The organism is Nonomuraea gerenzanensis, from assembly GCF_020215645.1.
Taxonomy (GTDB): domain Bacteria; phylum Actinomycetota; class Actinomycetes; order Streptosporangiales; family Streptosporangiaceae; genus Nonomuraea; species Nonomuraea gerenzanensis.
Genome location: NZ_CP084058.1, coordinates 4,189,497 through 4,216,310, shown reverse-complemented (window position 1 = coordinate 4,216,310; position 26,814 = coordinate 4,189,497). Strand labels below are relative to the sequence as shown.

At 71.6% G+C, this 26,814-nt stretch carries 24 protein-coding genes; 7 read left to right on the top strand and 17 right to left on the bottom strand.

Features of this window, described 5'->3' with window-relative positions; all coding sequences use genetic code 11:
• Nucleotides 1–15: 15 nt before the first annotated feature.
• The 6 genes from LCN96_RS20090 to LCN96_RS20065 are packed head-to-tail and all read right to left on the bottom strand — an operon-like array spanning nt 16 to nt 6,123.
• Nucleotides 16–1,584, bottom strand: a complete 1,569-nt coding sequence (locus tag LCN96_RS20090; protein WP_225274387.1) for a SpoIIE family protein phosphatase — start codon at nt 1,582–1,584, stop codon at nt 16–18.
• Complete coding sequence (locus LCN96_RS20085; protein ID WP_225274386.1) at nt 1,581–3,245, bottom strand: ATP-binding protein; 1,665 nt, start codon at nt 3,243–3,245, stop codon at nt 1,581–1,583. The genes LCN96_RS20090 and LCN96_RS20085 overlap by 4 nt, the downstream gene beginning before the upstream one ends.
• Complete coding sequence (locus LCN96_RS20080; RefSeq protein WP_225274385.1) at nt 3,232–4,524, bottom strand: ATP-binding SpoIIE family protein phosphatase; 1,293 nt, start codon at nt 4,522–4,524, stop codon at nt 3,232–3,234. The genes LCN96_RS20085 and LCN96_RS20080 overlap by 14 nt, the downstream gene beginning before the upstream one ends.
• Nucleotides 4,521–4,922 (bottom strand): anti-sigma regulatory factor, encoded by a 402-nt coding sequence (locus LCN96_RS20075; RefSeq protein ID WP_225274384.1) that lies wholly within the window; start codon nt 4,920–4,922, stop codon nt 4,521–4,523. Before LCN96_RS20075 ends, LCN96_RS20080 begins: the two co-directional genes overlap by 4 nt.
• The gene (locus LCN96_RS20070) at nt 4,919–5,284 is read right to left on the bottom strand and encodes an STAS domain-containing protein (protein ID WP_225274383.1); all 366 of its coding nucleotides are present in this window, start codon (nt 5,282–5,284) and stop codon (nt 4,919–4,921) included. The genes LCN96_RS20075 and LCN96_RS20070 overlap by 4 nt, the downstream gene beginning before the upstream one ends.
• Complete coding sequence (locus LCN96_RS20065) at nt 5,284–6,123, bottom strand: STAS domain-containing protein (protein WP_225274382.1); 840 nt, start codon at nt 6,121–6,123, stop codon at nt 5,284–5,286. The genes LCN96_RS20070 and LCN96_RS20065 overlap by 1 nt, the downstream gene beginning before the upstream one ends.
• 338 nt (nt 6,124–6,461) lie before the next feature.
• Here LCN96_RS20065 and LCN96_RS20060 point away from each other — a divergent pair, with 338 nt between their 5' ends.
• The 4 genes from LCN96_RS20060 to LCN96_RS20045 all read left to right on the top strand — a co-directional run bounded on the left by LCN96_RS20060 (nt 6,462) and on the right by LCN96_RS20045 (nt 10,674).
• A complete protein-coding gene (locus tag LCN96_RS20060) occupies nt 6,462–7,307 on the top strand; it encodes an alpha/beta hydrolase (protein WP_225274381.1) in 846 nt (281 codons plus the stop codon).
• A 98-nt stretch (nt 7,308–7,405) separates the two neighbouring features.
• Nucleotides 7,406–8,086: a biliverdin-producing heme oxygenase gene (locus LCN96_RS20055; RefSeq protein WP_225274380.1), complete on the top strand. Its 681-nt coding sequence runs from the start codon at nt 7,406–7,408 to the stop codon at nt 8,084–8,086.
• Between the two features lie 190 nt (nt 8,087–8,276).
• Nucleotides 8,277–8,873 carry a TetR/AcrR family transcriptional regulator gene (locus tag LCN96_RS20050; RefSeq protein ID WP_225274379.1) on the top strand — a complete coding sequence of 199 codons (597 nt, stop codon included), beginning with the start codon at nt 8,277–8,279 and terminating at the stop codon, nt 8,871–8,873.
• A 394-nt stretch (nt 8,874–9,267) separates the two neighbouring features.
• Nucleotides 9,268–10,674 carry an MFS transporter gene (locus LCN96_RS20045; protein ID WP_225274378.1) on the top strand — a complete coding sequence of 469 codons (1,407 nt, stop codon included), beginning with the start codon at nt 9,268–9,270 and terminating at the stop codon, nt 10,672–10,674.
• A 334-nt stretch (nt 10,675–11,008) separates the two neighbouring features.
• Here the strand turns inward: LCN96_RS20045 and LCN96_RS20040 are convergent, their stop codons facing one another.
• Nucleotides 11,009–12,238, bottom strand: coding sequence for a cytochrome P450 (locus LCN96_RS20040; protein WP_225274377.1), 1,230 nt, complete (start codon nt 12,236–12,238; stop codon nt 11,009–11,011).
• A 406-nt stretch (nt 12,239–12,644) separates the two neighbouring features.
• Here LCN96_RS20040 and LCN96_RS20035 point away from each other — a divergent pair, with 406 nt between their 5' ends.
• Nucleotides 12,645–14,027: an FG-GAP and VCBS repeat-containing protein gene (locus LCN96_RS20035; protein ID WP_225274376.1), complete on the top strand. Its 1,383-nt coding sequence runs from the start codon at nt 12,645–12,647 to the stop codon at nt 14,025–14,027.
• A gap of 37 nt (nt 14,028–14,064) precedes the next feature.
• Here LCN96_RS20035 and LCN96_RS20030 read toward each other — a convergent pair whose 3' ends face one another.
• Genes LCN96_RS20030 through LCN96_RS20005 form a run of 6 tightly spaced genes read right to left on the bottom strand, consistent with a single transcriptional unit; the run spans nt 14,065 to nt 20,120 of the window.
• Complete coding sequence (locus tag LCN96_RS20030) at nt 14,065–15,639, bottom strand: sensor histidine kinase (protein ID WP_225274375.1); 1,575 nt, start codon at nt 15,637–15,639, stop codon at nt 14,065–14,067.
• Between the two features lie 26 nt (nt 15,640–15,665).
• A complete protein-coding gene (locus tag LCN96_RS20025; RefSeq protein ID WP_225274374.1) occupies nt 15,666–16,358 on the bottom strand; it encodes a response regulator transcription factor in 693 nt (230 codons plus the stop codon).
• A complete protein-coding gene (locus tag LCN96_RS20020; protein WP_225274373.1) occupies nt 16,355–16,912 on the bottom strand; it encodes a hypothetical protein in 558 nt (185 codons plus the stop codon). Before LCN96_RS20020 ends, LCN96_RS20025 begins: the two co-directional genes overlap by 4 nt.
• Before the next feature lie 12 nt (nt 16,913–16,924).
• A complete protein-coding gene (locus LCN96_RS20015) occupies nt 16,925–18,214 on the bottom strand; it encodes an ABC transporter permease (RefSeq protein WP_225274372.1) in 1,290 nt (429 codons plus the stop codon).
• A complete protein-coding gene (locus LCN96_RS20010; RefSeq protein ID WP_225274371.1) occupies nt 18,211–18,969 on the bottom strand; it encodes an ABC transporter ATP-binding protein in 759 nt (252 codons plus the stop codon). The genes LCN96_RS20015 and LCN96_RS20010 overlap by 4 nt, the downstream gene beginning before the upstream one ends.
• Complete coding sequence (locus LCN96_RS20005; protein WP_225274370.1) at nt 18,966–20,120, bottom strand: efflux RND transporter periplasmic adaptor subunit; 1,155 nt, start codon at nt 20,118–20,120, stop codon at nt 18,966–18,968. The genes LCN96_RS20010 and LCN96_RS20005 overlap by 4 nt, the downstream gene beginning before the upstream one ends.
• Nucleotides 20,121–20,266: 146 nt before the next feature.
• On the opposite strand from LCN96_RS20005, the gene LCN96_RS56585 reads away from it, so the two are divergent.
• Nucleotides 20,267–22,012 (top strand): efflux RND transporter periplasmic adaptor subunit, encoded by a 1,746-nt coding sequence (locus LCN96_RS56585; protein WP_263657494.1) that lies wholly within the window; start codon nt 20,267–20,269, stop codon nt 22,010–22,012.
• A 138-nt stretch (nt 22,013–22,150) separates the two neighbouring features.
• Here the strand turns inward: LCN96_RS56585 and LCN96_RS19985 are convergent, their stop codons facing one another.
• The 3 genes from LCN96_RS19985 to LCN96_RS19975 form a co-directional block, all read right to left on the bottom strand.
• Entirely contained in the window at nt 22,151–23,704 is a 1,554-nt protein-coding gene (locus LCN96_RS19985) for an alkaline phosphatase D family protein (RefSeq protein WP_225274368.1), read from the bottom strand.
• Between the two features lie 87 nt (nt 23,705–23,791).
• Nucleotides 23,792–24,406 carry an HAD family hydrolase gene (locus tag LCN96_RS19980; protein WP_225274367.1) on the bottom strand — a complete coding sequence of 205 codons (615 nt, stop codon included), beginning with the start codon at nt 24,404–24,406 and terminating at the stop codon, nt 23,792–23,794.
• On the bottom strand, nt 24,403–25,221 hold the full coding sequence (locus tag LCN96_RS19975) for a hypothetical protein (RefSeq protein ID WP_225274366.1): 819 nt from the start codon (nt 25,219–25,221) through the stop codon (nt 24,403–24,405). The genes LCN96_RS19980 and LCN96_RS19975 overlap by 4 nt, the downstream gene beginning before the upstream one ends.
• A 168-nt stretch (nt 25,222–25,389) precedes the next feature.
• Between LCN96_RS19975 and arfB the strand changes: the two genes are divergently transcribed.
• Nucleotides 25,390–25,797, top strand: a complete 408-nt coding sequence (gene arfB, locus LCN96_RS19970) for an alternative ribosome rescue aminoacyl-tRNA hydrolase ArfB (RefSeq protein ID WP_225274365.1) — start codon at nt 25,390–25,392, stop codon at nt 25,795–25,797.
• 150 nt (nt 25,798–25,947) lie between these two features.
• On the opposite strand, the gene LCN96_RS19965 is transcribed toward arfB, so the two are convergent.
• The gene (locus LCN96_RS19965; RefSeq protein ID WP_225274364.1) at nt 25,948–26,748 is read right to left on the bottom strand and encodes an SDR family NAD(P)-dependent oxidoreductase; all 801 of its coding nucleotides are present in this window, start codon (nt 26,746–26,748) and stop codon (nt 25,948–25,950) included.
• Nucleotides 26,749–26,814 lie beyond the last annotated feature (66 nt).

The window sequence follows — 26,814 nt, the reverse complement described above, 5'->3', positions numbered from 1 at the left end:
GCGGCGCCTCGCCGGCTACGGCTCGCGCCGCACGACCACCAGCGCGACGTCGTCCTCGCGCGCCCCGAACGCGTCCAGCATGCGCTCGGCGAACTCCTCCAGATCCTCCTCGACGGTCTCGGCGAGCTGCCTGGCCTGCTCCAGGCTCTCGTCGAGGGAGATCGTCCTGTCCTCCACGAGCCCGTCGGTGAACAGCAGCAGTGTCCCGCCGGGCGGCAGCTTCAGCCGGTCCACCGTGTACGTCTCCGGCAGCGCCCCCAGCAGCAGGTTGCCCAGATGGTGGTAGGCGCAGCCGGGCCCGGCGAACAGGGGCGGGATGTGACCCGCGTTGGCCACCTCGGTCTCCCCCGTGGCCGGGTCGATGAGCACCAGGCAGAGCGTGGCCGTCATGCGCGGGTGGTAGCGCCGCATCATCTGGTTGAGCAGGTCGAGGGAGGCGCTGAGATCCACCTGCGCGATGAACGAGGCCCGCATCGCGTGCCGCAGCTCCGCCATCACGGTGGCGGCGTGCAGCGAGTGGCCCTCGACGTCGCCGATCGCGACCAGCACCCGGTCGCCGATCGGCAGCACCTCGTAGAAGTCGCCGCCCACCTCGATGTTGTCGGCGGCCGGCTGGTAGCGCATCGCCACCTGCAGGCCGGGCACCTCGGGGATGCGGGTGGGCAGCAGGCTGCGCTGCAGGGTCAGCGCGATCGCGTGCTCCTCGGTGTAGGCCCGCAGCGCGCTCACGGCCAGGGCGAGCTCCTGGCCGAGCTGGCGCAGCAGGTTCACCTCGTCGGCGTCGAGCGGGGGCTGGCTCTCCACGCCCAGGTAGATGGGCGAGGCGGAGTTCTTCGTCCGGCAGAGCACGCCCGTGCTGCTGCCCTCGATCTGCACGTCCGGCAGCAGCCCGCGCCACTGCTCCGCGTGCAGCGTGAACACGTGGGCGCGCTGCGCCTCCCGCTCCACCATGCCGGCCAGGCGGTCGAGCAGGTCGGGCCCGGCCGGATGGGCGGTGGCCCGCTCCCCCGGCCTGGCACGGAAGCGGCGGGTGCGCCCGTCGGGCAGGACCGCCAGCGTGCCGCAGAAGCGGCCCAGCACGCCGGCCGAGCCCTCGACGGCGACCGACAGCAGCTCGTCGAACGTCTCGGCCTCGTTGATGCGCAACGTCACGTCGGCCAGCTTCGCCAGGCGCTCGGCCATCTGCTCGGCCCGCCACCGTGCCCGGTAGTAGCGCAGCATGGCCTCCACCGTCGCGGCGAACTCGGCCGGCTCGATCGGCTCCGCCAGGTACGCGTCGGCGCCCCGCTCCAGCCCTTCCGCGCGGTCGGCCACGGTGATGGCGTTCGCCGACACCTGGATGATCGGGATCGCGGCGGTGGCCGGGTTGTCCTTGATCCGCTCGCACACCTCGTGACCGGGGATGTCGGGCAGCCGTACGTCCAGGATGACCAGGTCCACGTGCCGCTCGGCGAGGAGGCCGAGCGCCTCCTCGCCGCCGCTCGCCTCGATGACGTGGTGCCCGGCCCGGCGCAGCCAGCTCGACAGGATGTACCGCTTGGTCGGCGTGTCGTCCACCACCAGCACGGTCGCCGTCTCGCTCACCCGTGCCCCTCCCTCGCGCTGCGGATGGCCTGGAGCAGCTCCTTCCGGCGCAGCCCGTGCTTGTCGAGCACCACCATGTCGTCGGGGGCGCGCTGCGGCGCGATCGTCACCACGACCACCGGGATGCGCTTCAGCCGCTCGTCCTCGGCCATCCGCTGGAGCAGCACGTTGCCGTCCACGCGCGGCATGAGCAGGTCGACCAGGATCACGTCGGGCGGGCTCGCCGCCATCAACTCGAGCGCGGCGGCGCCGTCGGCGGCCTCGTCCACGTGCTCGGCGAAGCCGTGCAGCATGCGGCGGGCGGCGGTGCGGAACACCTCGTCGTCGTCCGCGATCAGCACGCGCTCCAGCTCGGGCGGGCCGCTGTAGTGCGGCAGCCGCAGCGTGGCGGTGGTGCCCTCGCCCTCCGCGCTGGTCAGCTCGAGCGTGCCGCCGAGCGCCTCGGCGAGCCTGCGTGCGTACGGCAGGCCCAGGCCGGTGCCTCTGGACCTGACCTGGAGGGTGCCGGGGACCTGGTAGAAGTCCTCGAAGACGCGGGTCAGGTGCTCGGGCGCGATGCCGATGCCGGTGTCGGTGACCGTGATGACGGCCTCGTCCTTGGCGGTGTCGAGGCGGGCGTCGAGGCGTACCTCGCCCTCCACCGTGAACTTGACGGCGTTCGAGAGCAGGTTGCGCAGGATGCGCAGCAGCATGCTCTCGTCCACGTACAGCTCAGCGACCTCGGGCGCCACCTCGTGCCGCAGCTCGACGCCGATGCCGGCGCTCATGGGGCCCAGCATCACGTGCAGCTGGTCGGCCATCCGCGCCAGGTCCACCGACGACGGCTGCGGGTCCAGGCGGCCCGACTCGGCCTTGGCCATGTCGAGCAGCTCGCTGACCAGCTCCAGCAGGGTCTCGGTCGAGCTGCCGATGAGGCGTACCTGGTGGGCCTGCTCTTCGGTCATCGGGTCGCCGCCCGGGCCCGTCAGCAGCCTGACCAGGCCGATGACGGAGTTCAGTGGGGTGCGCAGCTCATGGCTGACGGTGGCCCAGAAGCGGTTCCTGGCCTCGTTGGCCTCCCTGAGCTGGCTGGACTTCTCGTCCAGCTCGGCGTACAGGGCGACCACTCCCCTGTTGGTCTCCTCCAGCTCGGCCGAGAGCTGGTTGTACATGGCCATGACGCCGGTGTTCGTCTCCTCCAGCTCGGCGTTGAGCCGCAGGACGTCCTCGATCGTCTCGGCCAGCTCCCTGTTCTGCTCGCGCAGCTCGTCCAGGGCGGAGACCGGGGACAGGTCGGCCAGCCTGGCGCGGATCTGCGCCACCGGGGCGGGCGGGCGGCGGCCGTGCAGCCGCTTGGCGAGCAGGACGCCGTGCTCGTTCAGCGTGATCTCGTCGACCAGCCTGCCTGCCAGCTTCAGCCCCTCCAGGCGGGACAGGTCGGTGCGCGTCGAGTGCTCCAGCGAGATCAGCAGGTGCTGGTCGCTGAGCGACAGGACCGCCACCGAGCCGGTGCCGAAGAGCTCGCGGCCGGCCTCGCTGAGCGCCGTCGCGACGCGGATCTGGTCCTGCGGCTCCAGGCCGGCCAGCTCGGCGGCGGCCCTGCTGAGGCGGCGCAGGACGAAGACGTCCTGGTCGGCGTCGAGCCGGACGCGGATGAGCTCAGCCGCCTCAGCCGTCGCCATGCCGGATCCTCACGCTCACGCGCGCCAGGCTCAGCTCCGCACTCCCGCGCGCCGGATTCAGCCCCGCAGTCTCGGGCGGCGGGCTCGGCTCCGCACTACCGCGCGCCGGACTCCGCCCCGCACTCCCGCACACCGGACCCAGCCCCACACTCCCGCGCGGCGGGCTCGGCTCGGCGCTCTCGTGCGGGAGTCTCAGCCCCGCGAGCGTCTCCTCCGGCGGGTTCGGCGCCGCGCTCTCGTGCGGCGGGTTCAGCATCACGCTCTCACCCTGCGTGCCGGGCGGCGTGGTCTCCTGCCGCTGCCGGCCGGGCCGGACCGTCACCACGCAGGCGTCGTCGCGCCGGTTGCCCGCCTCGCGCATCAGCCCGGCTGCGATCACCACGGGCGTGCGGGAGAACAACCCGGGCAGCAGCCTGGGGTCCCAGCGATCCGTCAGCCCGTCGGTGTGCAGCACCGCGGTGGCGTACGCGGGCAGCTCGTAGGTGTACTGGCGCAGCCGCCCGCCCTGGTGCCCGGCGATCCCCGGGACCGACACCATGCCCTGCCGGCCCTCGGCGTGCGCGATCCAGCCGGACACGTTCCCGAGCCCGGCGAAGAGCACCTGGTCCGGCTCCACCCGGGCCACCGCGACCGCGCCGCCCCGGGTGCCGCTCATGCCGGCGTGCAGGCGTTCGACGATGGCCGCCGGCTCCTGTTCCCGTACGTTCAAGAACAGCTCGACGGCCCGCTGCGTGGCCTGCGCGGCGATGTGGCCGTGCCCGAGCCCGTCACAGACCAGCACGGTCGTGGCCGGGCCCGTCTCGGCGATGGCGAAGCCGTCGCCGCACACCGTCTCCTCGCCGATCGGCTTGGTCACGCCGCTGGCCAGCAGCGCCGGCCCGGGCGTGCGGCCTGCGGTGAAGTGCATGGCCAGCACCGTGCCCTTGCCCGGCAGGGAGTGCACGTCGTAGCCGGTGGCGATGCGGGAGATGGCGCCCAGGCCGATGCCCAGGGTGCCGGAGGTCGAGTAGCCGTCGCGCAGCGCGCGGGCCACGTCGGCCATGCCGGGCCCGCGGTCCACGGTGATCAGCTCCACCGTGGCGGGCGCCTCGGGGTGGAGGCGGACCAGGACGGTGCCCTCCGTGGCGTGCTTGACGAGGTTGGAGACCGCCTCGCTCACCGCCACGGCGGTCTGCCCGATGAGCACCTGGTCGAAGCCCGCCGCCTCGGCCAGCTCGACGGCCTTCCTGCGGACGGCGCCGACCGCGCTGGGGTCCTCGGCACGGACCCAGCCGGTCATCGTGACCACTTCGTCACGGTCACGGTGGTGCCCTTGCCGGGCTCCGAGACCAGGTCGAACTCGTCCACCAGCCGCCTGGAGCCGCCGAGGCCCAGGCCCATGCCCGAGCCCGTGGTCCAGCCGTCGGTGAGGGCCTGCTCGATGTCGGGGATGCCGGGGCCCTCGTCGGTGAAGACGAGCTTGAGGCCGCGCCGGGCGCCCTTCTGGACGATCTCGACGTGCACGTCGCCGCCGCCGGCGTACACCAGGGCGTTGCGCGCGAGCTCGCTGGCGGCCGTGACGATCTTCGTCTGGTCGACGAGGGACAGCCCGACCTCCACGGCGATGCTCCTGACGAGCTGGCGGACGCCGACGACGTCCGCGCTGCCGGCGATGACGACCTCGCGTTCGCCGCTCACGGGGTCGCGCTCCTGATGTGGTCCAGTAGCGCAACCCCCTTCTCCAGGTTGAGCGCCGTACGGACACCTCCCAGCGAGAGCCCGAGCTCCACCAGCGTGATCGCCACGGCCGGCCGCATGCCGACCACCACGGTCTGGGCGTCGAGCATGCCGCACATGGAGGCGATCGTGGCCAGCATCCGGCCGATGAACGAGTCGACGATCTCCACCGCCGTGATGTCGATGATCACGCCCTTGGCGCCGTTCTTGACCACCGCGTCGGCGAGGTCCTCCTGCAGGGCGAGGACGCCCTGGTCCTCCAGGTCCACCTGGATGGAGACGATGAGGACGTCGCCGAGTTTGAGGATGGGTACGCGCTGCACTAGGCGTTCTCCGCCCGGATGGCGATGCGCGTGTCGCGCCCGCCCCGCACCTCGATGCCGGCCCGGTTGAACGCGTGGGCGAGCGCGTCGGCCAGCGACGCCTTGGTGACGATGTCGCCGAACTCGATGCCGAGCGTCACGATGGTGTGCGCGATCTGCGGGCGGATGCCGGAGATGACGCACTCCGCCCCCATCAGGCGGGCCGCGACGACGGTCTTCAGCAGGTGCTGCGCCACCTGCGTGTCCACGGCAGGAACGCCGGTGATGTCGATGACCGCGTGCTCGGCACCCGTGTCGACCAGCGTCTGCAGCAGCTTCTCCATCACCACCTGGGTCCTGGCGGAGTCGAGGGTGCCCACCAGCGGCACCGCCACGATGCCCTCCCACAGCTTGACCACCGGGGTGGACAGCTCCAGGAGCTGCTCAGCCTGGTCGAGGATGATCCGCTCGCGGGCCTCGGCGTACGTCTCGAACGTGAACAGGCCCAGGTCGTCGATCAGCCTGGAGAACCAGATGTAGCCGCGTGCCGCCTCGACGCCTTCCGCGTCGCTCTCGACGACCTCGTACAGCGCCTCCTTCAGGCCGAACACGGCCCTGGCGGTGTCAGCGGGGGTCCACCCGGCGCGGGCACGCGAACGCGACAGCTCGGCCAGCAGGCCGCGGACGTCGGCGAAGTCGTGCTTACCCTCGTCCAGTGCGGTGAGCAGCGCCCGGTAGAGCTCCGTGAGCTCCTCGGACGGCGCGTTGGCGACCTGAGCCCAGCGGCGGACGATCTGCTCCTCGTGGAAACGGAGCAGCTCCTCGACGCGTCGCTTGGCTGCATCGGCATGAACGGACAAAGATCACTCCAGAGAGGGCGGCTGGCAGTTGCTCGTATGCTAGTGCGATTTACGGAAACCAGGGACTTCGATCAGCTACCCTCGGGCGGTGCTGGGGGTTCGCCTGGGGTTCAGCGCGGCGCATACAGCCGGCTGCGTCCTCCGGCGTCCGGCATCGTTCGCGGCGAGCGCATGCCCTTCACATGCACCCCGGCTTCCCTCAAGCTCGCCGCCTCAACGCCTCGTGCGCACCCACCCCCAACTCCACCCGCCCACCCCCACATCACCCTCCGGTATGACGCCATTTTTCAAACCCAGCGGTGACGCGCATCACACCCCCTTCTCCATAACGTCGCACCATGCCCAGAACCCTCGCCCTCGCATGCAGCCTCACGGTGATCGGCGCCCTCCTGCTCCTGCCGCCACCCCACGCCAGCGAGCGCCTGGTGAGGATCTACGGCAGCGACCCCACCACAGCCGACCGAGTCGCGATCATCGTCCCCGGCGCCGACACCCGGGTGGCGACCTTCGACTCCAGCACCAGGCACCCAGGAGGAGCAGCCCGCGCCCTGCTAGCAGAGGCCACCCGGCTGGCCCCTCACATACGGCTGACCGTGGTGGCCTGGCTGGGCTACGACTCCCCACCCACCCTGAGCCTGGCCGCCCTCACCGACGAGGCGGCCGTCGCCGGCTCCCGCGAGCTCCGCCGCACGGTCGCGGCCCTCCACCACCGCACCACCGCCCCGATCACCCTGCTCTGCCACAGCTACGGCTCCTACACCTGCGCCCTGGCCGCCCCCGGCTTACCGATCAGCGACCTGGCCTTCATCGGCAGCCCAGGCGTCGGCACGGGCACCAAAGCAACCGCCATCACCAGCGCCAGCACGAGCAACAACACCAGCGCAAACGCCGGCAGCAGCACCAACACCAACACCAGTGCGAGCCCGACCTCCGCGACCCCGCCGATCCGCGTGTGGGCCGGTCTCGGCGACAACGACTGGATCAAACTCGTCCCCAAAATCAAGCTGGGCACCCTCGGCTTCGGCACCGACCCCATGAAGGCCCCGTACGGCGCCCGCCGCTTCGAAACAGGCACGGGAGGCCACAGCGACTACTACACCCCCGGCACCCCGTCCCTGCACAACCTGACCCTGATCGCCCTCGGCCGCCACCAGGAGGTGACCCCGGAGAAGGACGGCTCTTGAGTGCCTCATTCCTGGGTACGTGACGAAGGAGGCAGGCTTTGATGACATGGTGTCGTCATCGGCTTGACGCCGGACACCGACGTTTGTGACACTTCGTCATGAAACGCCAGCACGAGCAGAGGTGGGTCGTGACCACGCCGTTCTCCGAGACCTTGCGCAACGCCACCTGGGCCGACCACCAGTCGGCGGAGTCGGAGGGCTACCTCTCAGCGCTGATGGGCGGCCGGCTGAGCGAGCACGACTACGGCGAGATGGTCGCCCAGCACTACTTCGCCTACACCGCCCTCGACGGCGTGTCCCGCCAGCTCGCCGATCATCCGGTGGCCGGCCGCTTCGTCTTCCCGGAGCTCTACCGGGAGCCGGCACTGGAGCGCGACCTCGCCACGATCTACGGCCCAGGCTGGCGCGACCGCATCACCCCGTCCAAGTCCACCCGCACCCTCGTGGCCCGCATCCACCAGGTCGCCGACTGGCCCGGCGGCTACGTGGCCCATCACTACACCCGCTACCTGGGCGACCTGTCAGGCGGGCAGTTCATCCGGATGGAGCTGCAGAAGATCTACGGCTACGCGAAGGGCGGGGGCGTCGACTTCTACTTCTTCGACGAGCTGGGCAGCCTGCCCCGGTTCAAGACCGAGTACCGGTCGCGGCTGGACGTTCTGGGGTTGGAGCTGGATGAGCGCGAGCAGCAGCGCATGATCGGTGAGGTGCGGCTGGCGTACCAGCTGAACACGGAGGTGCTCACGGAGCTGAGGCACGTGGTCAAGGCCGCCGCCTGAGGCACCTCGTCAAGCCCCGTTTGAGTACGTCGTCGCACGCGCCGCCTGGATACGCGGCAGGCGCAGGAGGGCGAGAGGCTGCGGCTGTTCTGCTCGATCACGACCCGTTCAGCCGTCGGGCGTGACAGCCATCCCGGAGTCGGAGGGCGTTGGGCGGAACGTCGGCGTCGGTCCGGCCTACCATGGGCATATGCCCCGCATCTCGGCCGCCACGATCGGCGAGCACCGCGCCCAGACGCGCGACCGCATCCTGCAGGCCGTCTCGCGCCTGTCCCGGGTGCAGGGCATCGACGCCATCTCCATGACGGACGTGGCCGGCGAGGCCGGCATCACCCGTACGGTCCTGTACAACTACTTCCCGGACAAGGCGGCGCTGCTGCTGGCGTTCACCGAGCGGGTGACCCGGTACTTCATCGACAGCTACGAGCGGGAGCTGCCCGCCGGGGCCTCGCCCGCCGACCGGCTGCGCGCGTTCGTGCGGCTGCAGCTCACCGGGCTGCTCGCGCATCCGCACCCCGGGGCGGCCGACCTCAGTGCCGCGCTCGGGCCCGACGCCTACCAGCGGCTGGCCGAGCACGTGGCGCCGATGCAGCGGATCCTGGTGGAGATCCTGGAGAGCGGTATCGAGGCCGGGGACTTCCGGACGCTGGACGTGGACGCGACGGCTCGGATGGTGCTGGCCGTCATCGGAGCCGAGCGGCTGCCGCTGATCAGCGGGGAGGTGACGGTGGAGGCGGCCGGGGAGCTGGTGTCGGAGTTCGTGCTGCGGGCTCTGGGCAACGGCTGAGCCACTGGGACTCGCTGGCGCCGCTCGGCTACCGGGGCTTGGTACGCCGTTGTCGGTTCGGTGATCGGATAGTCGTAGGCCGTCGCTGACGGCTCGCGATCTCGAATGCGTACGCCGCCGACGGCGCTCAGCGACCGAGTCGTCGGACACCGCTGCCAGTGCACCGCGGCCGCACTGCGCACGCCGCTGACGACGCTCGACGGCCGCGATCTCGCACGCCGCGAACAGCGCTCACCGAGGAGCCCTCAGGACGCCACCGACAATGCGGCAGCCGAGCCCCGAACGCCACCGACGACGCTCGAAAGCCGAGCTCTCGCACGCCACCGACGGGCGCTCGGCGGCTGAGCGGTGGACCCCCCGCGAGACTGTCGGAGCCCGGTGACAGGATGGCCCCATGACCCACGACCCCGTCCTCCTGCACGGACATGTCGAGCTCAAGTCGGCACGCGGCCGATGGATCCTGTTCGCGACCGTGCTCGGTTCCGGGCTTGCGATGCTCGACAGCACGGTGGTCAATGTCGCGCTGCCGTTCCTGGGGCGGGAGCTCGACGCGGGCATGGCCGGGCTGCAGTGGACGATCAACGCCTACACCCTGACCCTGGCCGGGCTGATCCTGCTGGGCGGCTCGCTCGGCGATCGTTACGGGCGTCGCTCGGTCTTCCTGGTCGGCACGGTGTGGTTCGCGATCGCCTCGGCGTTGTGCGGGCTGGCGCCGAACATCGAGTTCCTCATCGCAGCGCGTGCGTTGCAGGGCATCGGCGGGGCGTTGCTCACGCCCGGTTCGCTGGCGATCATCCAGGCGTCCTTCGTCCGGCACGACCGGCCCAGGGCGGTCGGGGTGTGGTCCGGGCTCGGCGGGGTGGCCAGCGCCATCGGGCCGCTGCTGGGCGGGTGGCTGGTGCAGTCGGCCGGATGGCGGTGGGCGTTCCTGATCAACCTGCCGTTCGCGGCGTTCGTCGTGTTCGTCACGCTCCGGCACGTGCCGGAGAGCAAGGACGAGGCGGCGTCGGGCCGGTTCGACGTGCTCGGCTCGGTGCTGGCGGCGCTGGCACTGGCCGGCATCACGTACGGGCTGATCCAGAAGGGGGTGTCACTGCCGCTGGTGGCCGGGCTGGTGCTGGCGGTGGCGTTCGTGGCGCTGGAGATCCGCAGGTCACCGGACGCGCTGGTGCCGGTCGGCATGTTCCGCGACCGGGTGTTCACTGCGGTGAACGTGGTGACGCTGATCATGTACGCGGCCATGGGGGTGGTGTTCTTCCTGCTGGTGGTGCAGCTCCAGGTGGTGTCCGGGTTCTCGCCCATCGCGGCCGGGCTGGCCATGTTGCCGACGACGATTTTGATGTTGCTGCTGTCGGCTCGGGCCGGAGATCTCGCCAAGCGGGTGGGGCCGCGCTGGCCGATGACGATCGGGATCCTGGTGGCGGGGTGCGGGTTCGTGCTGATGAGCACCATCGGGTTCGGCGCGTCGTACGCGCTGCAGGTGCTGCCTGCGGTGTTCGTGTTCGGGCTGGGGTTGTCGGCGGCGGTCGCGCCGCTGACGGCGACCGTGCTGGCCACGGCGGAGGAGCGGCTCGCGGGCACGGCCAGCGGGGTGAACAACGCGGTGGCCCGCACCGGCAGCCTGCTCGCTGTGGCGGCGGTGCCACCGCTGGTGGGGCTGGTGGGTGACGCGTTCGAGCAGCCGCGGGTGTTCGATGCGGGGTTTCGCACGGCCATGCTGATCAGTGCGGGGATGATGGTGGTGGCTGCGCTGATCACGTTCTTCACGATCAGGACGAACGTGCTGGCCGCCGACGATTGATGTGACGACTGGCCGACCCTGCGGCGGTCGTGCGGCGGATTTACGGTGCGGTGTGGCGATCTTTCGGGGGCGTGCGCGGCTGTGCGGGACCGTGCAGCGGCGGTACGACCGACCTGACGACTGACGCGGCGATCGACCCGGCAGCGGCACGGCGACCGGCACGGCGACGGACCCAGCGGCCAACCCGGTGGCGGCCCGACGAACGAGCGACCGAGTGGGCGAGCGGACGGGACGAGCGGGCGCGCGGACGGACGAGCGGACGGGACGAGCGGGCGGCCCAACCAACGACCGGGCCACTGGTCCGGCGAACGAACGGTGGCGGCCCGGTCGGTGGTCAGAAGGTGAAGGACTGGCTGCGTACGCTGTTGTCGAAGTTCGACAGGAGCAGCTCGGGCTCGCCGACCGAGCGGATGCCCGGCAGCCGGGTGAGCAGCTCGCGGAACATCGTCCGCATCTCCTGCCTGGCCAGGTTGGCGCCGAGGCAGAAGTGCGGGCCGGGGCCGCCGAAGCCGACGTGCGGCTTGGTGTCGCGGGTGATGTCGAAGGTGTCGGCGTTCGGGAAGACCGACTCGTCGCGGTTGGCGGAGCCGTAGAAGAGCACGACCTTGTCGCCCTTCTTCAGCTCCAGGCCGCGCAGCGAGTAGTCCTCGGTGACCGTGCGGCGGAACTGCATGATGGGTGACACGTACCGGACCATCTCCTCGATGGCGCCGTTGATGTGCGTGTCGAAGTCGCTCATCAGCAGCTCGCGCTGGGCCGGGTTCTCCGTGAGGAGCCTGATGCCGTGGGCCATCGTGTTGCGGGCCGTCTCGTTGCCGGCGACCAGGAGCAGCGAGAAGAACGAGCCGAGCTCCTTGTCGGTCAGCTTCTCGCCGTCGACGTTGGCGTTGACCAGCAGGGAGACCAGGTCGCCCTTGGGGTCGGCGACGCGCTCGTGACCGAGCTTGATGACCATGCGCTGCAGGGCGAGCAGGGCCAGCATGTTCTGCCCGGCCATCTGCACACTGCGGGCCAGGCTGGGGCGCACGCCGGTGTAGGCGGTGGAGATGTCGACGTGCTGGTGCACCTTCTCCCGCAGCTCCTGCGGGATGTCGAGCATGTCGCAGATGACGTGGATGGGCAGCCGGGCGGCGACCTGGGTGACGAAGTCGCGCGGGCCGTCCTTGACCACGTCGTCCACGATGCGGGCGCACGCGGCCTCGATGTCGCTCTGCAGCCCCGCCAGCATCTTGGGGCTGAACGAGCGGGTCACGATGCGGCGCAGGCGGGCGTGGCGCGGGTCGTCCATGTTGACCATCGACTCGCCGAACACCTGCTTCACCCAGCTCGGCGGCTCGGGGTTGGTGACGGCCGGCTCGCTGGAGAAGATCTTGGCGTTGCGGCTGGCCTCGACCACGTCGGCGTGGCGTACGAGGGCGTAGAAGCCCTTGCCCGAGCGGAGGAACGGCACCTTCTTCTCCGGGAAGAACACCGGGTGCTCCAATTGCCGGAGCCGGGCGAACGCCTCATTCCGCTCTTTGAGGGGTTTGCGCCAGAAATCCAGATCAGCGAGGTCGATGTCCACCCGTCTATGGTGGCACGTTCCCGCGGTGTGGAGGGCCCTTCGGCGGGGGCAGGGCCACGACGCCGCAACCCGTCGGTGGGGGCAGGGTCACGACGCCGCGACCCGTCAGTGAGGGCGTGGGGTGACGCCGCGCTCCGGTGGGCGGAGGGTGTTGAGGTGATGTCGTGCTTCTGTGGGTGGGAGGTGTTTGAGGTGACATCGTGCTGGGGTGGGTGGAGGGTGTTGAGGTGACGCTGCGATCCCGTCGGTGGAGGGTGCGGGGCGACCGAGGGTGACCTGCGATCTTGCCGGATCTTGAGCCCGTGGGCCCGCCGCAGCCCGGCGAAGGGCGATGTGCATCCTGTCCTCCTGGCGCGTTCTCACGCCGTTCAGGCCCGGTTCGACCTGTCTGGTCATTACTTCCGGTATGAATGCGCTGCTCGCCGCCTGCCTGATCGTGCCGCTGGCCTCAGGAGCCGCTCCGGCCGCCGCCCGCGCGTGTGGTGGTCACCCGCTCGACTTCGACGCTGACGGGCGGCCCGACCTGGCCGTGGCCGCACCGTACGACGCCACCAGGGCCGGATCCGTCACCGTCATGTACGGCAGCGGGAAGAAGGTGAAGCTCACCCAGGAGGGGGCGGAGCCGGGGGACTCGTTCGGGTCGGCGCTGGCCGTGGGGGACTTCAACGGGGATCGGTGCGCGGATCTGGCCGTGGGGGTGTCGGAGGAGTTCGCGGGTGAGCGGGTGCCCGGTGGGGACGGGAACGGGGTCGTGCAGCTCTTCGACGGATCTGCCGAAGGGCTGGTGGCCGGGAAGGAGCTGAAGCTGGGCAAGCCGTCCAGTGACCGGTTCGGGGCGTCGCTGGCGGCGGGGGATCTGGACGGGGACGGGAAGGACGAGCTGGCGGTGGGGGCGCCGAGTCACCGGTCGGGCGGGGCGGTGACCGTGTACGGGATGAAGGGGCGCGCGCCGTACCAGATCACGCAGAAGACTCCGTGGGTGCGGCAGGGGGCGAACGTCACCGACCAGTGGGGGGCGTCGCTGGCGACCGGGGACTTCGACGGGGACGGGCGGGACGAGCTGGTCGTGGGCGCGCCCGCCGACAGCGTGACGCAGGACGGCCAGGGGTCGGTGACCGTGCTGGACGTGCGCGGCAAGCGGGCCAGGTTCCTCACGCAGAGCACGCCCGGGATCAAGGGCGCCGCCGAGAAGTGGGACAACTTCGGGGCCTCGCTGGCGACCGGGGACTTCAACGGCGACGGCAGGGCCGACCTGGCGATCGGGGTGCCGGGCGAGGGGCTCAGCGCCAACCAGCGGGCCATGGACTACGGCGACGGGACCGTGGACGTGCTGTACGGCTCGCGCGCCGGACTGCGTACCGACAAGACCGAGGCGTGGTCGCAGAACACGCTCGACGGCAAGCCGCGCTACTACGACCGGTTCGGGGCCTCGCTGGCCGCCGGGGACTTCAACGGCGACGGAAACGACGAGCTGGCCATCGGGGTACCAGGGGAGAAGGCCGTGCAGGTGCTCGCGGGGCGGTCGTCCGGCGGGCTGACGCGGGTGGGGAATCTGCTGGTCAAGGGTAAGGGGCAGGACTTCGGGGCGTCGGTGGCGGCGCTGCCCGGGTGGGAGCGGTATCGGTCGCTGGCCAAGCGTCCGCCGGTGTACGGGCTGGTGGTGGCGGCGCCGGACCAGGGGCTGATCATGTACGCGCCGGGGAGCAGGAGGGAGTCCGGGCGGGTGAAGCTGGGGAAGGTGCGGCAGCTCGACAAGGGGGCCGGACTGTACGGTTACACCTTCGGCTGAGGCTGAGGGGCCTCAGGGGGCTGAGGGGCCTGGGGCCTCAGGAGGCTGAGGAGCCTGGAGCCTGAGGAGGCTGGGGCTCGGATCCCGGCTGGGGCTCGGCGCCCGCAAGGGGCAGGATGACCCGGAACAACGCGCCCTTGCCCGGCTCGCTCTCCGCCACGACGATCCCCCCGTGCGCCTCCACCAACGTGGCCGCGATCGACAGCCCCAGCCCCGACCCTCCCGTGCTGCGGGCGGGATCGGCCCGGTAGAAGCGCTCGAACACCCGCTCCGCCACGTCCGCGGCGAACCCGGGCCCCTCGTCGGCCACCTCCACCACGGCCCGATCGCCGTCCACGCCCACGCGCACCTGGAACGGGGTGCCGGGCGGGGTGTGGGTGAGGGCGTTGGTGACGAGGTTGTTGAGCACCTGCCCCAGGCGGGTCTCGTCCCCGGTGATGGTCACGTCGCCCTCGCCGCCGAACAGCCGGACTAGCTCGATCTTCCTGTCGGGTGCCAGCGTCTGCGCGTCGATGACGACGGTGGCGGCCAGGCTGAGCAGGTCCACCGGGCGCATGGCCAGCTCGCGCCGCTGGTCGAGGCGGGCCAGCAGGAGCATGTCCTCCACCAGCAGGCCCATGCGGGCGGCCTGCCCCTCGATGCGGCTCAGCAGCCGTACGGCCTCGGCCAGGTCCCGCTCCTCCCCCAGCCGGTACAGCTCGGCGAACCCCCTGATCGAGGTCAGCGGGGTGCGCAGCTCGTGGGAGGCGTCGGCCATGAAGCGGCGCATCAGCTCCTCCGAGCGCCGGGCGGCCGTGGCGGACTCGCGGGCGGACTCGGCGGCCTCCTCGCGCTCGCGCACCGCCACCTCGATCCGGGCGAGCATGGTGTTGAGCGAACGGCCGAGCTTGCCGACCTCGGTGGTGCCGGCCCAGAGGGGTACGCGGCGCGACAGGTCGCCGTCGGCGATGTCGTTGGCGGTGCTCGCGATCTGGCGCAGCGGGCGCAGGCTGCGGCGTACCAGCCAGTAGCAGACGAAGCCGAGCACCGCGAGGGTGCTGCCGCCGCCGACCGCCACGATGAGGATGAGCTGGGAGACGGTCGCGTCCACGTCGGCGGTGCTGATGGCCATCATGCGGCTCTGCCCCGTACGCGTGGGCACGGCGACGACCCGCCAGCTCGGGCCGCCGGGATCGCGGGACTCCACGGTGAAGGGGCGTCCCCTGAGCTCGACGACCTCGGTGAGGGTCAGCCGGGGCAGGGCGGGCGTGTGCTCCTCGGTGGACTCGCTGATGGTCCGCAGGAGCCGGCCGTCCGGGTCCAGGACGACGCCGTGGAAGAGGCCGAAGTAGCGTTGCGGGCGGCCGTCGGGGCGCATGTCCACCGGCGGCGGGGGCGGGTCGCGCGGCGCGGTGGCCACGCGGAGCTGCTCGTCCACCCGCTCGACGAGGTAGCTGCGCAGCAGCCGTACGGCGAACAGGCCGGTCGCGGTGATGGCGACGGTGACCAGCAGGAGGGTGGCCGAGACCAGGCGCAACCAGAGCGGCGCCCTGGACAGCTGTTTCCTGACCCTGCCGGCGACCGGGGACAGCCACCGGCCCATACGCGCGATCGGGGCCAGCCACCCGCTCATGCTCGCCCCCTGGGACGGACGCCGGCTCATACTCGTGGCGGGCGCAGGATGTAGCCGACCCCGCGCAGGGTGTGGAGGTACTTGCGTTCGCCGGTGTCGACCTTGCGGCGCAGGTAGGAGACGTACGACTCGACGAGGCCGACGTCGGTGCGCCAGTCGCCGTTCCAGACGTGGTCGAGGATCTGCGTCTTCGACAGCACCCGGCCCACGTTCAGCATGAAGTACTGCAGCAGCCGGAACTCCGTCGGCGACAGCCGCACGGGCACGCCGTCGCGCCAGACCTCGTGGCTCTCCTCGTCCAGCTCCAGGTCGGCGACGCGCAGGCGGTTCGGGGGCGGGGTGCCGCGCCGGGTCCTGCGCAGCACGGCCCGGATGCGCGCGATGACCTCCTCCAGGCTGAACGGCTTGGTCACGTAGTCCTCGCCGAGCCCCAGCCCGGCGATGCGGTCCTCCGGCGTGTCCTTGGCGGTCACGAACAGCACCGGGACCCGGCGGCCGCGGGACCGCAGCCTGCCCGCGACCGCCAGGCCGTCCAGGTCGGGCAGCATCACGTCGAGCATCACCAGGTCGGGCGAGCTCTCCTCCGCCACCCGCAGGGCCTCCATGCCGTCGGCCGCCGTCAGCACCTCGAACCCGGCCATGCGCAGGCTGGCGGAGAACAGCTCCCTGATGTTGGGCTCGTCGTCGACGACCAGCAGCCTGGCCTCGGGCTCGCTCATCGCGGGCCTCCTGCCTGGGATCCCTGGCCTCCCTGGGTGATCGAGGTGGCCGTGACCGCGCCGTCGGCGCCCTGCCTGCCGCGCACCACGATCGTGGTGCCCGCCTCCAGATCGGAGACCTCACCGGGCTTGGAGATCTGCACGGTGGTCTGCTCGGTGGTGGTGACCGTGACGGTGGCGCCGTCCGCGGTCTTGACGTACACCTTGCCGCCCTCGATCTTCTCGACCGTGCCGACGGTGCCGCCGCCCATCCGCTGCCCGCCCCCGGGCTGGCCGCCGGGCTGCTGGCCGCGCTGGCCGCCGAAGCCGCCCTGCTGCTGGCCGTACCCGCCGCCCATGGGACGCTGCTGGGCGCCGGCGGCCTGCGGGGGCGTCCCGGCGGTGCCGAACCAGCTCTCCGCCTGGATGCCGATCAGGATCCCGGCCATCAAAACCACGCCGGCGGCCAGCGCCAGCGTGACCTTCGAGGTGCCCTTGGCGGGCTGGACGGCGAGCTCCTCCCGCAGGTCGCCGGGGAACGGCGAGGAGCCCAGCTTGTCCATGCTGTCGGCCATGTCCTTGTCTCCTTACTCGTGGCGCAAGGCCTGGATCGGCCTGAGCTTGGCCGCCCGGTTGGCGGGATAACTGCCGAAGAACAGCCCGATCCCCAGCGACACGCCCAGCGCCAGCACCACCGATGACGGCACGAGGACCGGCTCGATGCCGGCGATGGAGAACCTGGTCCCCACGAACGCCACCAGCACCCCCGACAGCCCCCCGACCAGGCTCAGCAGCGTCGCCTCCATCAGGAACTGGCCCAGGATCGCGCTCCTGGGCGCGCCGATGGCCTTGCGGATGCCGATCTCGCGCGTGCGCTCGGTGACCGTCACCAGCATGATGTTGGTGATGCCGATGCCGCCCACCAGCAGCGAGATCGCGGCGACGGCGCCCAGCAGCACGGTGAAGGTGCCGGTCGCCTCACTGACGGTCTCCTGCAGAGTGGCCTGGTTGAGTATGCGGTAGTCGGGGTTGTCGTTGGTGATGCCGTGCCGTTGGTTGAGGATAGCCGTGACCTCGGCCTGCGCTGACGTGGTGGTCTGCGCCGAGGTGGCCTGCACGACGATCTGGCCGAGCGAGCCGAACCCGCTCAGGCTCTGCTGCACCGCCGGCAGCGGCGCGATGGCCACGTCGTCGGCGTCCTGCTGGCCGCTCGACCCGGCCTCCTTCAGTACGCCCACCACGGTGAACGGCACCCCCGACACGCTGACCTGCTTGCCTATGGGGTCCACGGCGCCGAACAGCTCCGTCACGACGGTCTGACCCAGCACCACGACCTTCCTGGCGGCCAGCACGTCGTCGTTGAAGAAGTAGCTGCCCTTGGCGACGGGCTTGTTGACGGCCTCGAAGTAGCTGGGGTAGGTGCCGACGAACTGCGCGATGGCGTGGCTGGCGGCGCCGTACGTGGCGGTCGAGGAGGAGGCGTTGACCACCGGCGAGACGCTGCGCACCGACGGGGCGAGCGTCCTGTCGGTCAGCGCCTTGGCGTCGGCCAGGCTGAGCTGCCTGGCCTGGGTGCGCGGGCCGGTGTTCCCGCCGCCGCCCCCGCCGCCCCCGCCCCCGCCGCCCCCGCCGCCCGGGGCGCGCATCGCACCGCCGCCCCCGCCGCCGCCTCCGGAGAAGGACGGGGAGATCGTGAGCGTGTTGGCGCCGAGGCGCTGGATGTTCTGCTGGATGCTCTGCGAGGAGCCCTCGCCGACCGCGACCAGCATGATGACCGCGGCCACGCCGATGAGGATGCCGAGCGTGGTCAGCGCGCTGCGCATCTTGTTGGCCAGCAGGCCGCGCAGGGCGAAGCGGAGGATCTCGAGCTGGTTCACCGGGCGACCTCCACCGCACGCGGCGGCGGGCCGTCCACCGGCGCCTGGCGGCGGTCCTCCACGATCTCGCCGTCGACCAGCCTGATCACGCGCTTGGCGTGCTCGGCCACGTCGTCCTCGTGTGTGATCAGGACGATCGTGCGGCCTGACACGCTGAGCCTGTCCAGGATCTCCAGGACGTCCCCGGTGGAGGCGGTGTCGAGGTTGCCGGTCGGCTCGTCGGCCAGCAGCAGCGCGGGGGCGGTCACCAGGGCCCTGGCCACGGCCACGCGCTGCTGCTGGCCGCCGGAGAGCTGGTTCGGCTCGTGGTGCACGCGGTCGGCCAGGCCCACCTGCTCCAGCGCGGCCAGTGCCCGCTCGCGCCGCTCGGCCTGGCCGACGCCGCCGTACACCAGCGGCAGCTCCACGTTGGCCAGCGCGCTCATCCGCGGGATGAGGTTGAAGGACTGGAAGACGAAGCCGACCCTGCGGTTGCGCAGGATGGCGAGCTGATGCTCGTTCAGCAGGCCGACGTCGGTGCCGTCGATGAGGTACGTGCCGGAGGTCGGGACGTCCAGGCAGCCGAGGATGTTCATCAGCGTGGACTTGCCGGAGCCGGAGGCGCCCATGATGGCCACGAAGTCGCCCTGCTGCACGTCCAGGCTGATGCCGCGCAGAGCGCGTACCTTGGCGTCGCCCTCGCCGTACTCCTTGACCAGGTCCTGCACCCGCAGGACCGGCACCGGCTCCACGACCCGCAGGCCGGCGGCCGTCATCGCCCGCCTCCGGGGCCGCCACCGCCGCCGGGGAAGCCGCCGGTGCCGCCGATGCCGCGCATCCCGCCGCCGCCGTTCCCGCCGTTGCCGGTGGTGCCGGTCGTCGTGGCGGGCGGCACGAGCTGGTCGCCCTCCGACACGCCGGACTTGATCTCGGTCAGCGTCGTGCCCTGCACGCCCACCTCGACCGGCGTCCTGGTCTGGCGGCCGTCCTTCAGGACGGTGACCGTGCTCTGGCCGCCGCTGGTGGAGATCGCCGTGGAGGGGACGGTGACGACGTTCTCAGCCTGGCCCACCACGACCTCGACGGTGGCGGTCTGGCCCAGCCTGACCTGGCTCGGCACCTCGGTGAAGGTGATCGTCACCGGGTACTGCACGACGTTGTTGCTGGTGGAGGCGACGGGCTCGATCTGGGTGACGGTGCCGGTGGCCGTGACGCCCGGCAGCGCGTCGAACGTGATCGTGGCCTGCTGGCCCTGCTTGAGCTTGCCCACGTCCGATTCGGTGAAGGTGCCGACGAGCTGCAGCTTCGTGGTGTCGGCCAGCTCGATGAACCCGGACGAGCCGGTGCTCTCCGATGCGCCCGTGGAGGCTTGGCCGCCTCCGGAGCCCGACGCCGAGCCCGAGCCCGAGCCCGAGCCCGAGGCCGTGCCGCCCACCGAGCCGTTGACCGCGGTGATCGTGCCCTTGAACGGCGCCTTCAGCACGGTGCCCGCGACCGTGCGCTGCGCCTCCGTGTAGGCGTTGCGAGCCTTGACGTAGGCGGCGTAGAGCGCGGCCGTGTCCGTCCCGTCGTCGAGGGCGCTCTGGTACGTGGCCTTGGCGGCCGACAGGCTCTCCTGGGAGGCGGAGTCGTCCAGTCTGGCCAGGATGTCGCCCTTGGACACCTTGTCCCCGGCCTTGACGTAGATCTTCTCCACGGTCCCGCCCGTACCGAACGAGAGCGCTCTGGATCGGGAGCTCTCCACCGCCCCTGAGGCGGACACCGAGGCGGTCACGGAGCCGCGGCCTGCGGTCACCGTCCGCACGGCGGTCTCGCCCGCGGCCTGTCCCGTGCCGAGCTGCGCGTAGGCGAGCCCGGCGCCGCCCAGCAGGAGCAGCGCGAGCGCTCCGTTGGTAATCAGCGCTCTGCGCCTGATCGACACCTTCACGAGCGAGGACCCTTGCACACGATGCTGCGCCGCAGCCGTGGGCAAGCTGAACGTCCGCTGGGAGACTCGCGCTCCCCGCCCGTCCCCAGGCAACTCTGAGGGTGCTCGCAGGCTGGCGCGATCCTGCTCGGCCAGGATGGGCCGTCATGAGACCGACTTTCGCGCTGGGCGGCCTCGCCCTCGCCGTGCTCGTGGCCGGCTCCGGCCTGGCGCTGGCGCTGCGCGACGACACCCCGCCCACCGTCCCGGTACGGCTGGCCTCCGCCCAGCGCGGCCTGGTCACGGCCTCGGTGAGCGCGGCGGGGAACACCGTGGACGGCTCGCGCAGGGACCTGGCGTTCGGCTCCTCGGGGACGCTGACCAAGGTGTACGTCAAGGTCGGGACCAAGGTGAAGAAGGGCCAGGTCCTGGCCAGGATCGACGGGCGGGCGGCGCGGGAGGCGTACACGGCGGCGAAGGCCGATCTGGCTGCGGCGCAGGAGGCGCTGGAGCAGGCGTCCTCGGGGGCGGGGACGTCCGCGACCTCCGGAACGTCGGCGACCGGCACCGGCGGAGGGACGTCCGCCGCGGCGTCGGCGCCCGGTGGCGGGAGTCGCTCCGGGACGACGTGCGCACCCGCTACGCCCGGTGCGGCCTCGTCCGCGAAGAGCGCCACTCCGGCTCCCTCCGGCAAGGCGACCGGCAGCCCGGCCGCACGCGACGGCTCGGCTGCACAAGAAGGCGGCTCGGCCGTGCAAGGAGGCGGCTCGGCTGTGCAGGGTCGCGGTGCGAGTGCTGCGTTCGGACCGTCAGCGCCGGCCGACGGCAAGCCCGGCACGCCCGGCACGCCCGGCACGCCCGCGAGCCCGAGCACGAGCCCCACGCCCGACCCCACGACCACGCCCACCCCCGACCCCACGGACCCCCGGCCCCAGCCCACGGTGACGATCACCGTGACGGCCACCGCCACCGTCACCACGACGGTCACGGCCACCCCGACGGGTGGCTCATCCGACGGCGGGACAGGCGGCACCGGCAGGCCGGAAGGGCAGCCCGCGCAGACCGGCTCCTCCTCCCCCACCGCACGCCCGTCCACCACCGCCAAGCCCTCCACCAGCCGAAGGCCATCGGCGACCACCAAGCCCACCACGACCGCCAAGCCCGGCCGCCGCCCGTCGTCCCAGCCCTCCTGCACCACCCCAGCCGGCACCGGCACAGGCAACCCGAACACCCCCGGCACCGGCCAGGCATCCAGAGGCGGAACCAGTGAGGAGCAGGCCGCCGCGAACGTGGACCGCGCCGAGGCCGCCCTGGAGGAGGCCGCCGACGCCGTCAGGGGCACCCGCATCGTGGCCCCCGCGTCCGGCACGGTCCTGTCGATCGCCGGCAAGACCGGCGACGCGGCGGGCACCGGCACCTTCATCAGCCTCGGCGACCTGAACGAGCTCCAGATCTCCGCCCTGGTCACCGAATCAGACGTGAACAAGCTCAAGCCAGGCCAGAAGGCCCAGATCACCCTGGCCACCAGAACCGGCGAGAAGTACCAGGGCACGGTGACGGCCATCGCGCCGACCGCGACCGTGGACGGCCAGCTCGTCCGCTACCCGGTCACCCTCGCCTTCGACGAGCCCCCGGCCGGGCTCATGCTCGGCCAGACCGCCTCGGTGACGATCACCACGGACCAGTCCAGGAACGCCGTCTACGTCCCGGCCGCCGCCGTCCGCACCAGGTCGGACGGCACGCAGGTGGTCACCGTGCGCTCCGGCGGCCGGGACTCGGCCAAGGCGGTGCGCACCGGGGTGCGCGGCGACCAGTACGTCGAGGTCGTCTCCGGCCTGACGGAGACCGACCAGGTGGTCCTGTCGGGCACCACGTCGGGCGAGTTCCCCGACGGGAGCTGGCCCGGCACCTGAGCCGGCCGGTCCGGACGGAAACCACCCGCCCGCCCGGGCCGGTCCACCCGGCCGGACTCCATACCTGCCACCTGGAGTCCGGCCGGGTCTTTCTCGCGAAAAGGTTGAGCGGATCCTCAGCGGGCTCCCAGCCTACGTTCAGCCTCGTCCGAGCGCCTGCCCCGCGGCGGCCGCCCCCGTGACGGCCGGGATCGTCAGGCGGTGGGCGGTCCCGGCGCGGGCGCCCCGGCGCGAGATGTAGTCCAGCGTCCGGAAGTCCACCGACAGCTCGTCCCTGGTCAGCCGTGCCATCAGGTAGCCGCGCCGCTGGTCGATGTAGGAGATGTGCGGGTTCTCCTGCAGCGCCTCGGAGATCCACGTACGGTCCCGGTACCCGTCGCCGTCGCTGGCGATGGACGAGGCCACCAGTTCCCTGGCCACCACCGGAGAGTCCGGGTCGTCGAAGTCGGTCTTGAGCTCGGCCAGGTGGTGCATGTGCGCGTCGCCGGTCAGCACGACGGGGTTCGGCGTGCGGGCCAGGGACTTCAGCAGCCGGGTGCGCTCGGCGGCGTAGCCGTCCCAGGAGTCCAGGTTCACCTCGCGGCCCGGCCCGATCTTGTAGTCGCGGTGGGCCACCATGATCTGCTGGCCGAGCAGGTTCCAGCGGGTGGTGGAGGCGTTCAGCCCGCTCTCCAGCCAGCGCCACTGGTCGGTGCCGAGCAGCGTGCGCCGCTCCGCCAGCCGCTCGTCGCAGCCCGCGCGCACGCCGTCCAGGCACGCCTGGTCGTCGCGGAACTGCCGGGTGTCGAGCAGGTGGAAGCGCGCCAGCGTGCCCCAGGAGATGCGCCGGTTCACCTTGAGCACGGCGCCCTGGAGGCTGGCGCGGCGCAGCGGCATGTTCTCGTAGTAGGCCTTGAACGCCTGCGCCCGCCGCCGCTCGAAGCCCGGCGCGCCGGTGCTGGAGACGGGGCCGGCCCAGTTGTTCTCCACCTCGTGGTCGTCGAACGACATCAGCCACGGCGCCACGGCGTGCGCGGCCTGGAGGTCGGGGTCGCTCTTGTACTGGGCGTGCCGCAGGCGGTAGTCGGCGAGCGTCTCGCACTTGCCCGGCGTGTGGGTGCGGACGCGACCGGCCAGCGCGGTGTAGCCGCTGGGGCCGTACTCGTACATGTAGTCGCCGAGGAAGACGACCAGGTCGGGCTCCTGCTCCGCCAGGCGGCGGTAGGCGGTGTAGTAGCCGTGCTCGTAGTGCGCGCAGGCGGCCACCGCGAAGTTGAGCGGCGTCTCCCCCGCCGGCGACGTCCTGGTGCGGCCGGCGGGCGACAGGCGGCCCTGGCTCCTGAACCGGTAGAAGTAGTCGCGGCCCGGCTCCAGGCCCTTCAGCTCGACGTGCACGCTGTGGGCGTCGCGCGCCCTGGCGGTGGCCGTCCCGGACTCGACCACCTCGGCGAAGCGCTCGTCCGTGGCGACCTGCCAGTCCACCTCGATGTCGCGGGACGGCATGCCGCCGCGGCCGTCGCCGCCCATCGGGTCGACGGCCAGCCTGGTCCACAGGACGAAGCCGTCCGAGGAGGGGTCGCCGGAGGCCACGCCGAGGGTGAACGGGTCGGATCTGAGTGTTCTGGAGGAGGACGCGGCCACGGCCGCCGGGGCGGCGGGCTGCGGGAGGAGAAGGCCGGCTGTCGCCGCTGTCAGGAAGGCTCTGCGGTCCACGATCCCAGGTATGTCCACCTGCGCTGACTCCGCCGTGACTGCGGAGTCAAGCGCGGGTGAACAGCATCGGTCGGTCAGCGTGCGGCCTCAGTGCCCGATCGTGAAGTCCTCCGCGGACGGAAGGCCGGGCAGTGCCGTGCGCAGCGCGGCGGCGTCGGTGAAGCGCACCCCGGTCATGCCCGCCCGCTCGGCGCCCTCGACGTTCTCCGGGCGGTCGTCGATGAAGACGATCTCGGCGGGGTCGGCGCCGAGCCCGCGCGCCAGCTCGTCGTAGATCTCCCTGTCCGGCTTCACCAGGCCCATCCTGCCGCTGTAGAAGCGGTGGCCGATGGCGGAGATCCAGGGCAGCTCGTCGAGCCCGTCTCCGACGCACACAGGCGCGTTGGACAGCAGCGCCACGTCGCGGCCCGCCTCGATCAGCTCGCCGAGCAGGGTGACGGTGCCGTGGTTCGGGTACGCCCAGCTCGCCACGTCCATCGCCACCAGCCGCGCGACCTCGCGCTGAGCGGCCGGCCGGCCCAGCACCGCCGACCAGTAGGCGTGCGGGGTCAGCGCGGCCCGGTCGAACTCCAGCCGGTGCTCCCAGTAACCGCGCTTGAACTCCTCGGGCTCCGCCCCCACGGCCAGCGCCATGGCCTCGGCGTCGGACTCGGGCTGCGGCAGGGACAGGACACCGCCGTAGTCGAACACTATCCACGTCATGCCAGGAATGGTCGCAGATGCGGGTCCAGCGCCGGGCAGCCGAGATACTTCCCGGCGGTGTGGAAGTCGATCCAGTCGAGGTTGACGAGCTGCTCGACGTCCACGCCGGTGAAGCTGCCGGCCAGCGCGGGCGGGATGGCGGCGATGTCGTGCTCGTCGGCGATGTTCACCCAGCGCCTGACGCCCTTGGGCCGCTCGCCGCGGCCGTTGACGGGGGCGGGCAGCAGGCGCTCGAAGATGACGGTGCGCATGCCGAGGGGGCTGCCGAGCGTCATCAGCAGGTCCACCTCCAGGTCGGGGTTGGCCCACAGGGCCTCGTAGGCGACCACGCTGCCGAGCGAGTGGGCGATCACCACCTTCGGCCGGTTCTTCCTGATGCACTCGGCCACCGCCTGCCGGGACTTCTCACGCCTGGCCTGGTCGGTGAGGTAGGCGGCCACCTCGGGCGCGAACAGCTTGGCGAACGCCGCCGACCTGCCGTCGAGCCGCTGCAGCAGCCAGCCGGTGAACGACTTGAGCGCCCCTGTCACGTGCTCGCCCACGCCGAGCTGCCGTGCCCAGTCGACGAGCACCTGCTGGGCCTGCAGCTCCATGGCCTTCCTGGGCGCCGCGCCGTACCCGTCGTCGTCGTCCTTGAGCAGGTGCGAGAAGTAGGCGATCTCGGCGAAGTACGCCCGCGGCTCCCCGCCGAGCCCCAGATGCAGATAACGGTCCCATTTGCGGCGCATCGCCTCGGCCGCTCCCGTCGCGGACCTGCCTGCTTCGAGGTAGTAGTTGTACTTGCCGATCCCGTGCACGCCGACGATGACGGACACCGCGCCCCTCCCCGTGATCTTTTTCGCGGAATAGTGGCATACGCCGCTTGCAACCGGCCGTCAATCACCGGTCGCTCGCGGAAAATGCCATTGCGGTCGGCATAGGGCAGCCAGATACGGTGACATGTCACAACAGAGGCAACGCTTCGAGAATCAGGAGCTCCGCGCATGCCCGGCCCGCTGGTCGTCAACGACTCGATCGTCATTCCCGACATCGAGCTCGTCTGGCGTTTCTCGCGTTCCTCAGGCCCGGGCGGTCAGGGCGTCAACACCACCGACAGCCGGGTGGAGCTCACCTTCGACGTCGCCGCCAGCACGGCGCTGCCCCCGGCGCTCAAGGCGCGCGCCCTCCAGCGGCTGGGGTCGGACACGATCACGATCGCCGCGTCCGAGTACCGCTCGCAACTCCGCAACCGCGAGGCGGCCGCCCATCGCCTGGCGCAGCGCCTCCGGGAGGCGGTCGCGCCGCCGCCCAAGCGGCGGCGGCCGACCAAGCCGAGCCGGGGCTCCGTCGAACGGCGGATCGCCGCCAAGAAGCATCGCTCGGACGTCAAGCGGCTGCGCCGCGACCCCTGATCACAGGGGTGCTTGGCCCGCAAGCGCCTTGGATGGTAGGCGCCTTGGATCGTAGGCGCCTTGGATCGTAGGCGCCTTGGATCGTAGGCGCCGCAGCCGCGTGGAGGGCCTGAGCCCCGCAGCAGTCCGCATGCCGTGCATGGCGGGTGGTCAGTGGACGCCGCGGACAGTCCCGCCGTCCACCCGCAGCGTGGTGCCCGTCACGTAGTCGGCGAGCGGCCCGCTGAGGTAGAGAACCGCGGCGGCGATCTCCTCCGGCCGCCCCAGCCGCCCCACGTCGTTGGGCACCAGCTCAGCGATCGCGTTGCGCTCGATCTCCGCCCACGTCTCACCCCAGCCCCGCGCCGGAGCCAGGTCGGTGAGGAACGTCTCGACGGCGTCCACCAGGATGGCCACGGGAGCGACGGTGTTGGCGGTGATGCCGGAGTCCTTCAGCTGGCGGGCCAGGGACACCGTGAGGTTGTGGCGGGCGGCCAGCGTGGCGTTGTAGTGCGGCAGGTCGGCCCCAGGCTGGACGGCGAGCCCGCCGCCGATCTGGATGACCCGCCCCCAGCCGCGCTCGTGCATGCGAGGAACCACACGCAGGATCATGCGGACGGCGGAGACCACGTTGACCTCGTAGGTCCGGCTCCAGTCCGCGGCGGTGGCGTCCTTCCACGACCGGTGCGGGTAGGCGCCGGCGTTGTTGACCAGGATGTCGATCGGCCCACCCGCCAGGGCGCGCTCGGCGACGGCGTCGGCGCCGTCGTCGGTGCTCAGGTCGCCGATGGCGAGCCCGGCGCTGCCCCCGGCCGCCCTGATGGCCTCGGCGACCGCCTCGGCCCGCACCCGGTCGCGGCCATGGACGACGACGTCGGCCCCCTCGGCGGCCAGCGCCTTGGCGATGGCCTCACCCAGGCCGGAGCTGGAGCCGGTGACCAGCGCACGCTTGCCCGTCAACTGCAGATCCATGATGTTCCCACTCCCCCTAGCAGAGCATGTCTACACTCGTAGACTTAATTTTAAGTATACACTCGT

Bases quoted from the DNA above. Each gene is read 5' to 3' on its own strand.
- LCN96_RS20010 (WP_225274371.1), bottom strand. From the start codon at position 18,969: ATGACGGCCGCCGGCCTGCGGGTCGTGGAGCCGGTGCCGGTCCTGCGG.
- LCN96_RS20060 (WP_225274381.1), top strand. From the start codon at position 6,462: ATGCCCAGAACCCTCGCCCTCGCATGCAGCCTCACGGTGATCGGCGCC.
- LCN96_RS20020 (WP_225274373.1), bottom strand. From the start codon at position 16,912: ATGGCCGACAGCATGGACAAGCTGGGCTCCTCGCCGTTCCCCGGCGAC.
- LCN96_RS20030 (WP_225274375.1), bottom strand. From the start codon at position 15,639: ATGAGCGGGTGGCTGGCCCCGATCGCGCGTATGGGCCGGTGGCTGTCC.
- LCN96_RS20045 (WP_225274378.1), top strand. From the start codon at position 9,268: ATGACCCACGACCCCGTCCTCCTGCACGGACATGTCGAGCTCAAGTCG.
- LCN96_RS20085 (WP_225274386.1), bottom strand. From the start codon at position 3,245: ATGGCGACGGCTGAGGCGGCTGAGCTCATCCGCGTCCGGCTCGACGCC.
- LCN96_RS19980 (WP_225274367.1), bottom strand. From the start codon at position 24,406: ATGACGTGGATAGTGTTCGACTACGGCGGTGTCCTGTCCCTGCCGCAG.
- LCN96_RS20055 (WP_225274380.1), top strand. From the start codon at position 7,406: ATGAAACGCCAGCACGAGCAGAGGTGGGTCGTGACCACGCCGTTCTCC.
- LCN96_RS20080 (WP_225274385.1), bottom strand. From the start codon at position 4,524: ATGACCGGCTGGGTCCGTGCCGAGGACCCCAGCGCGGTCGGCGCCGTC.
- LCN96_RS19965 (WP_225274364.1), bottom strand. From the start codon at position 26,748: ATGGATCTGCAGTTGACGGGCAAGCGTGCGCTGGTCACCGGCTCCAGC.
- arfB (WP_225274365.1), top strand. From the start codon at position 25,390: ATGCCCGGCCCGCTGGTCGTCAACGACTCGATCGTCATTCCCGACATC.
- LCN96_RS20035 (WP_225274376.1), top strand. From the start codon at position 12,645: ATGAATGCGCTGCTCGCCGCCTGCCTGATCGTGCCGCTGGCCTCAGGA.
- LCN96_RS56585 (WP_263657494.1), top strand. From the start codon at position 20,267: ATGAGACCGACTTTCGCGCTGGGCGGCCTCGCCCTCGCCGTGCTCGTG.
- LCN96_RS20025 (WP_225274374.1), bottom strand. From the start codon at position 16,358: ATGAGCGAGCCCGAGGCCAGGCTGCTGGTCGTCGACGACGAGCCCAAC.
- LCN96_RS20050 (WP_225274379.1), top strand. From the start codon at position 8,277: ATGCCCCGCATCTCGGCCGCCACGATCGGCGAGCACCGCGCCCAGACG.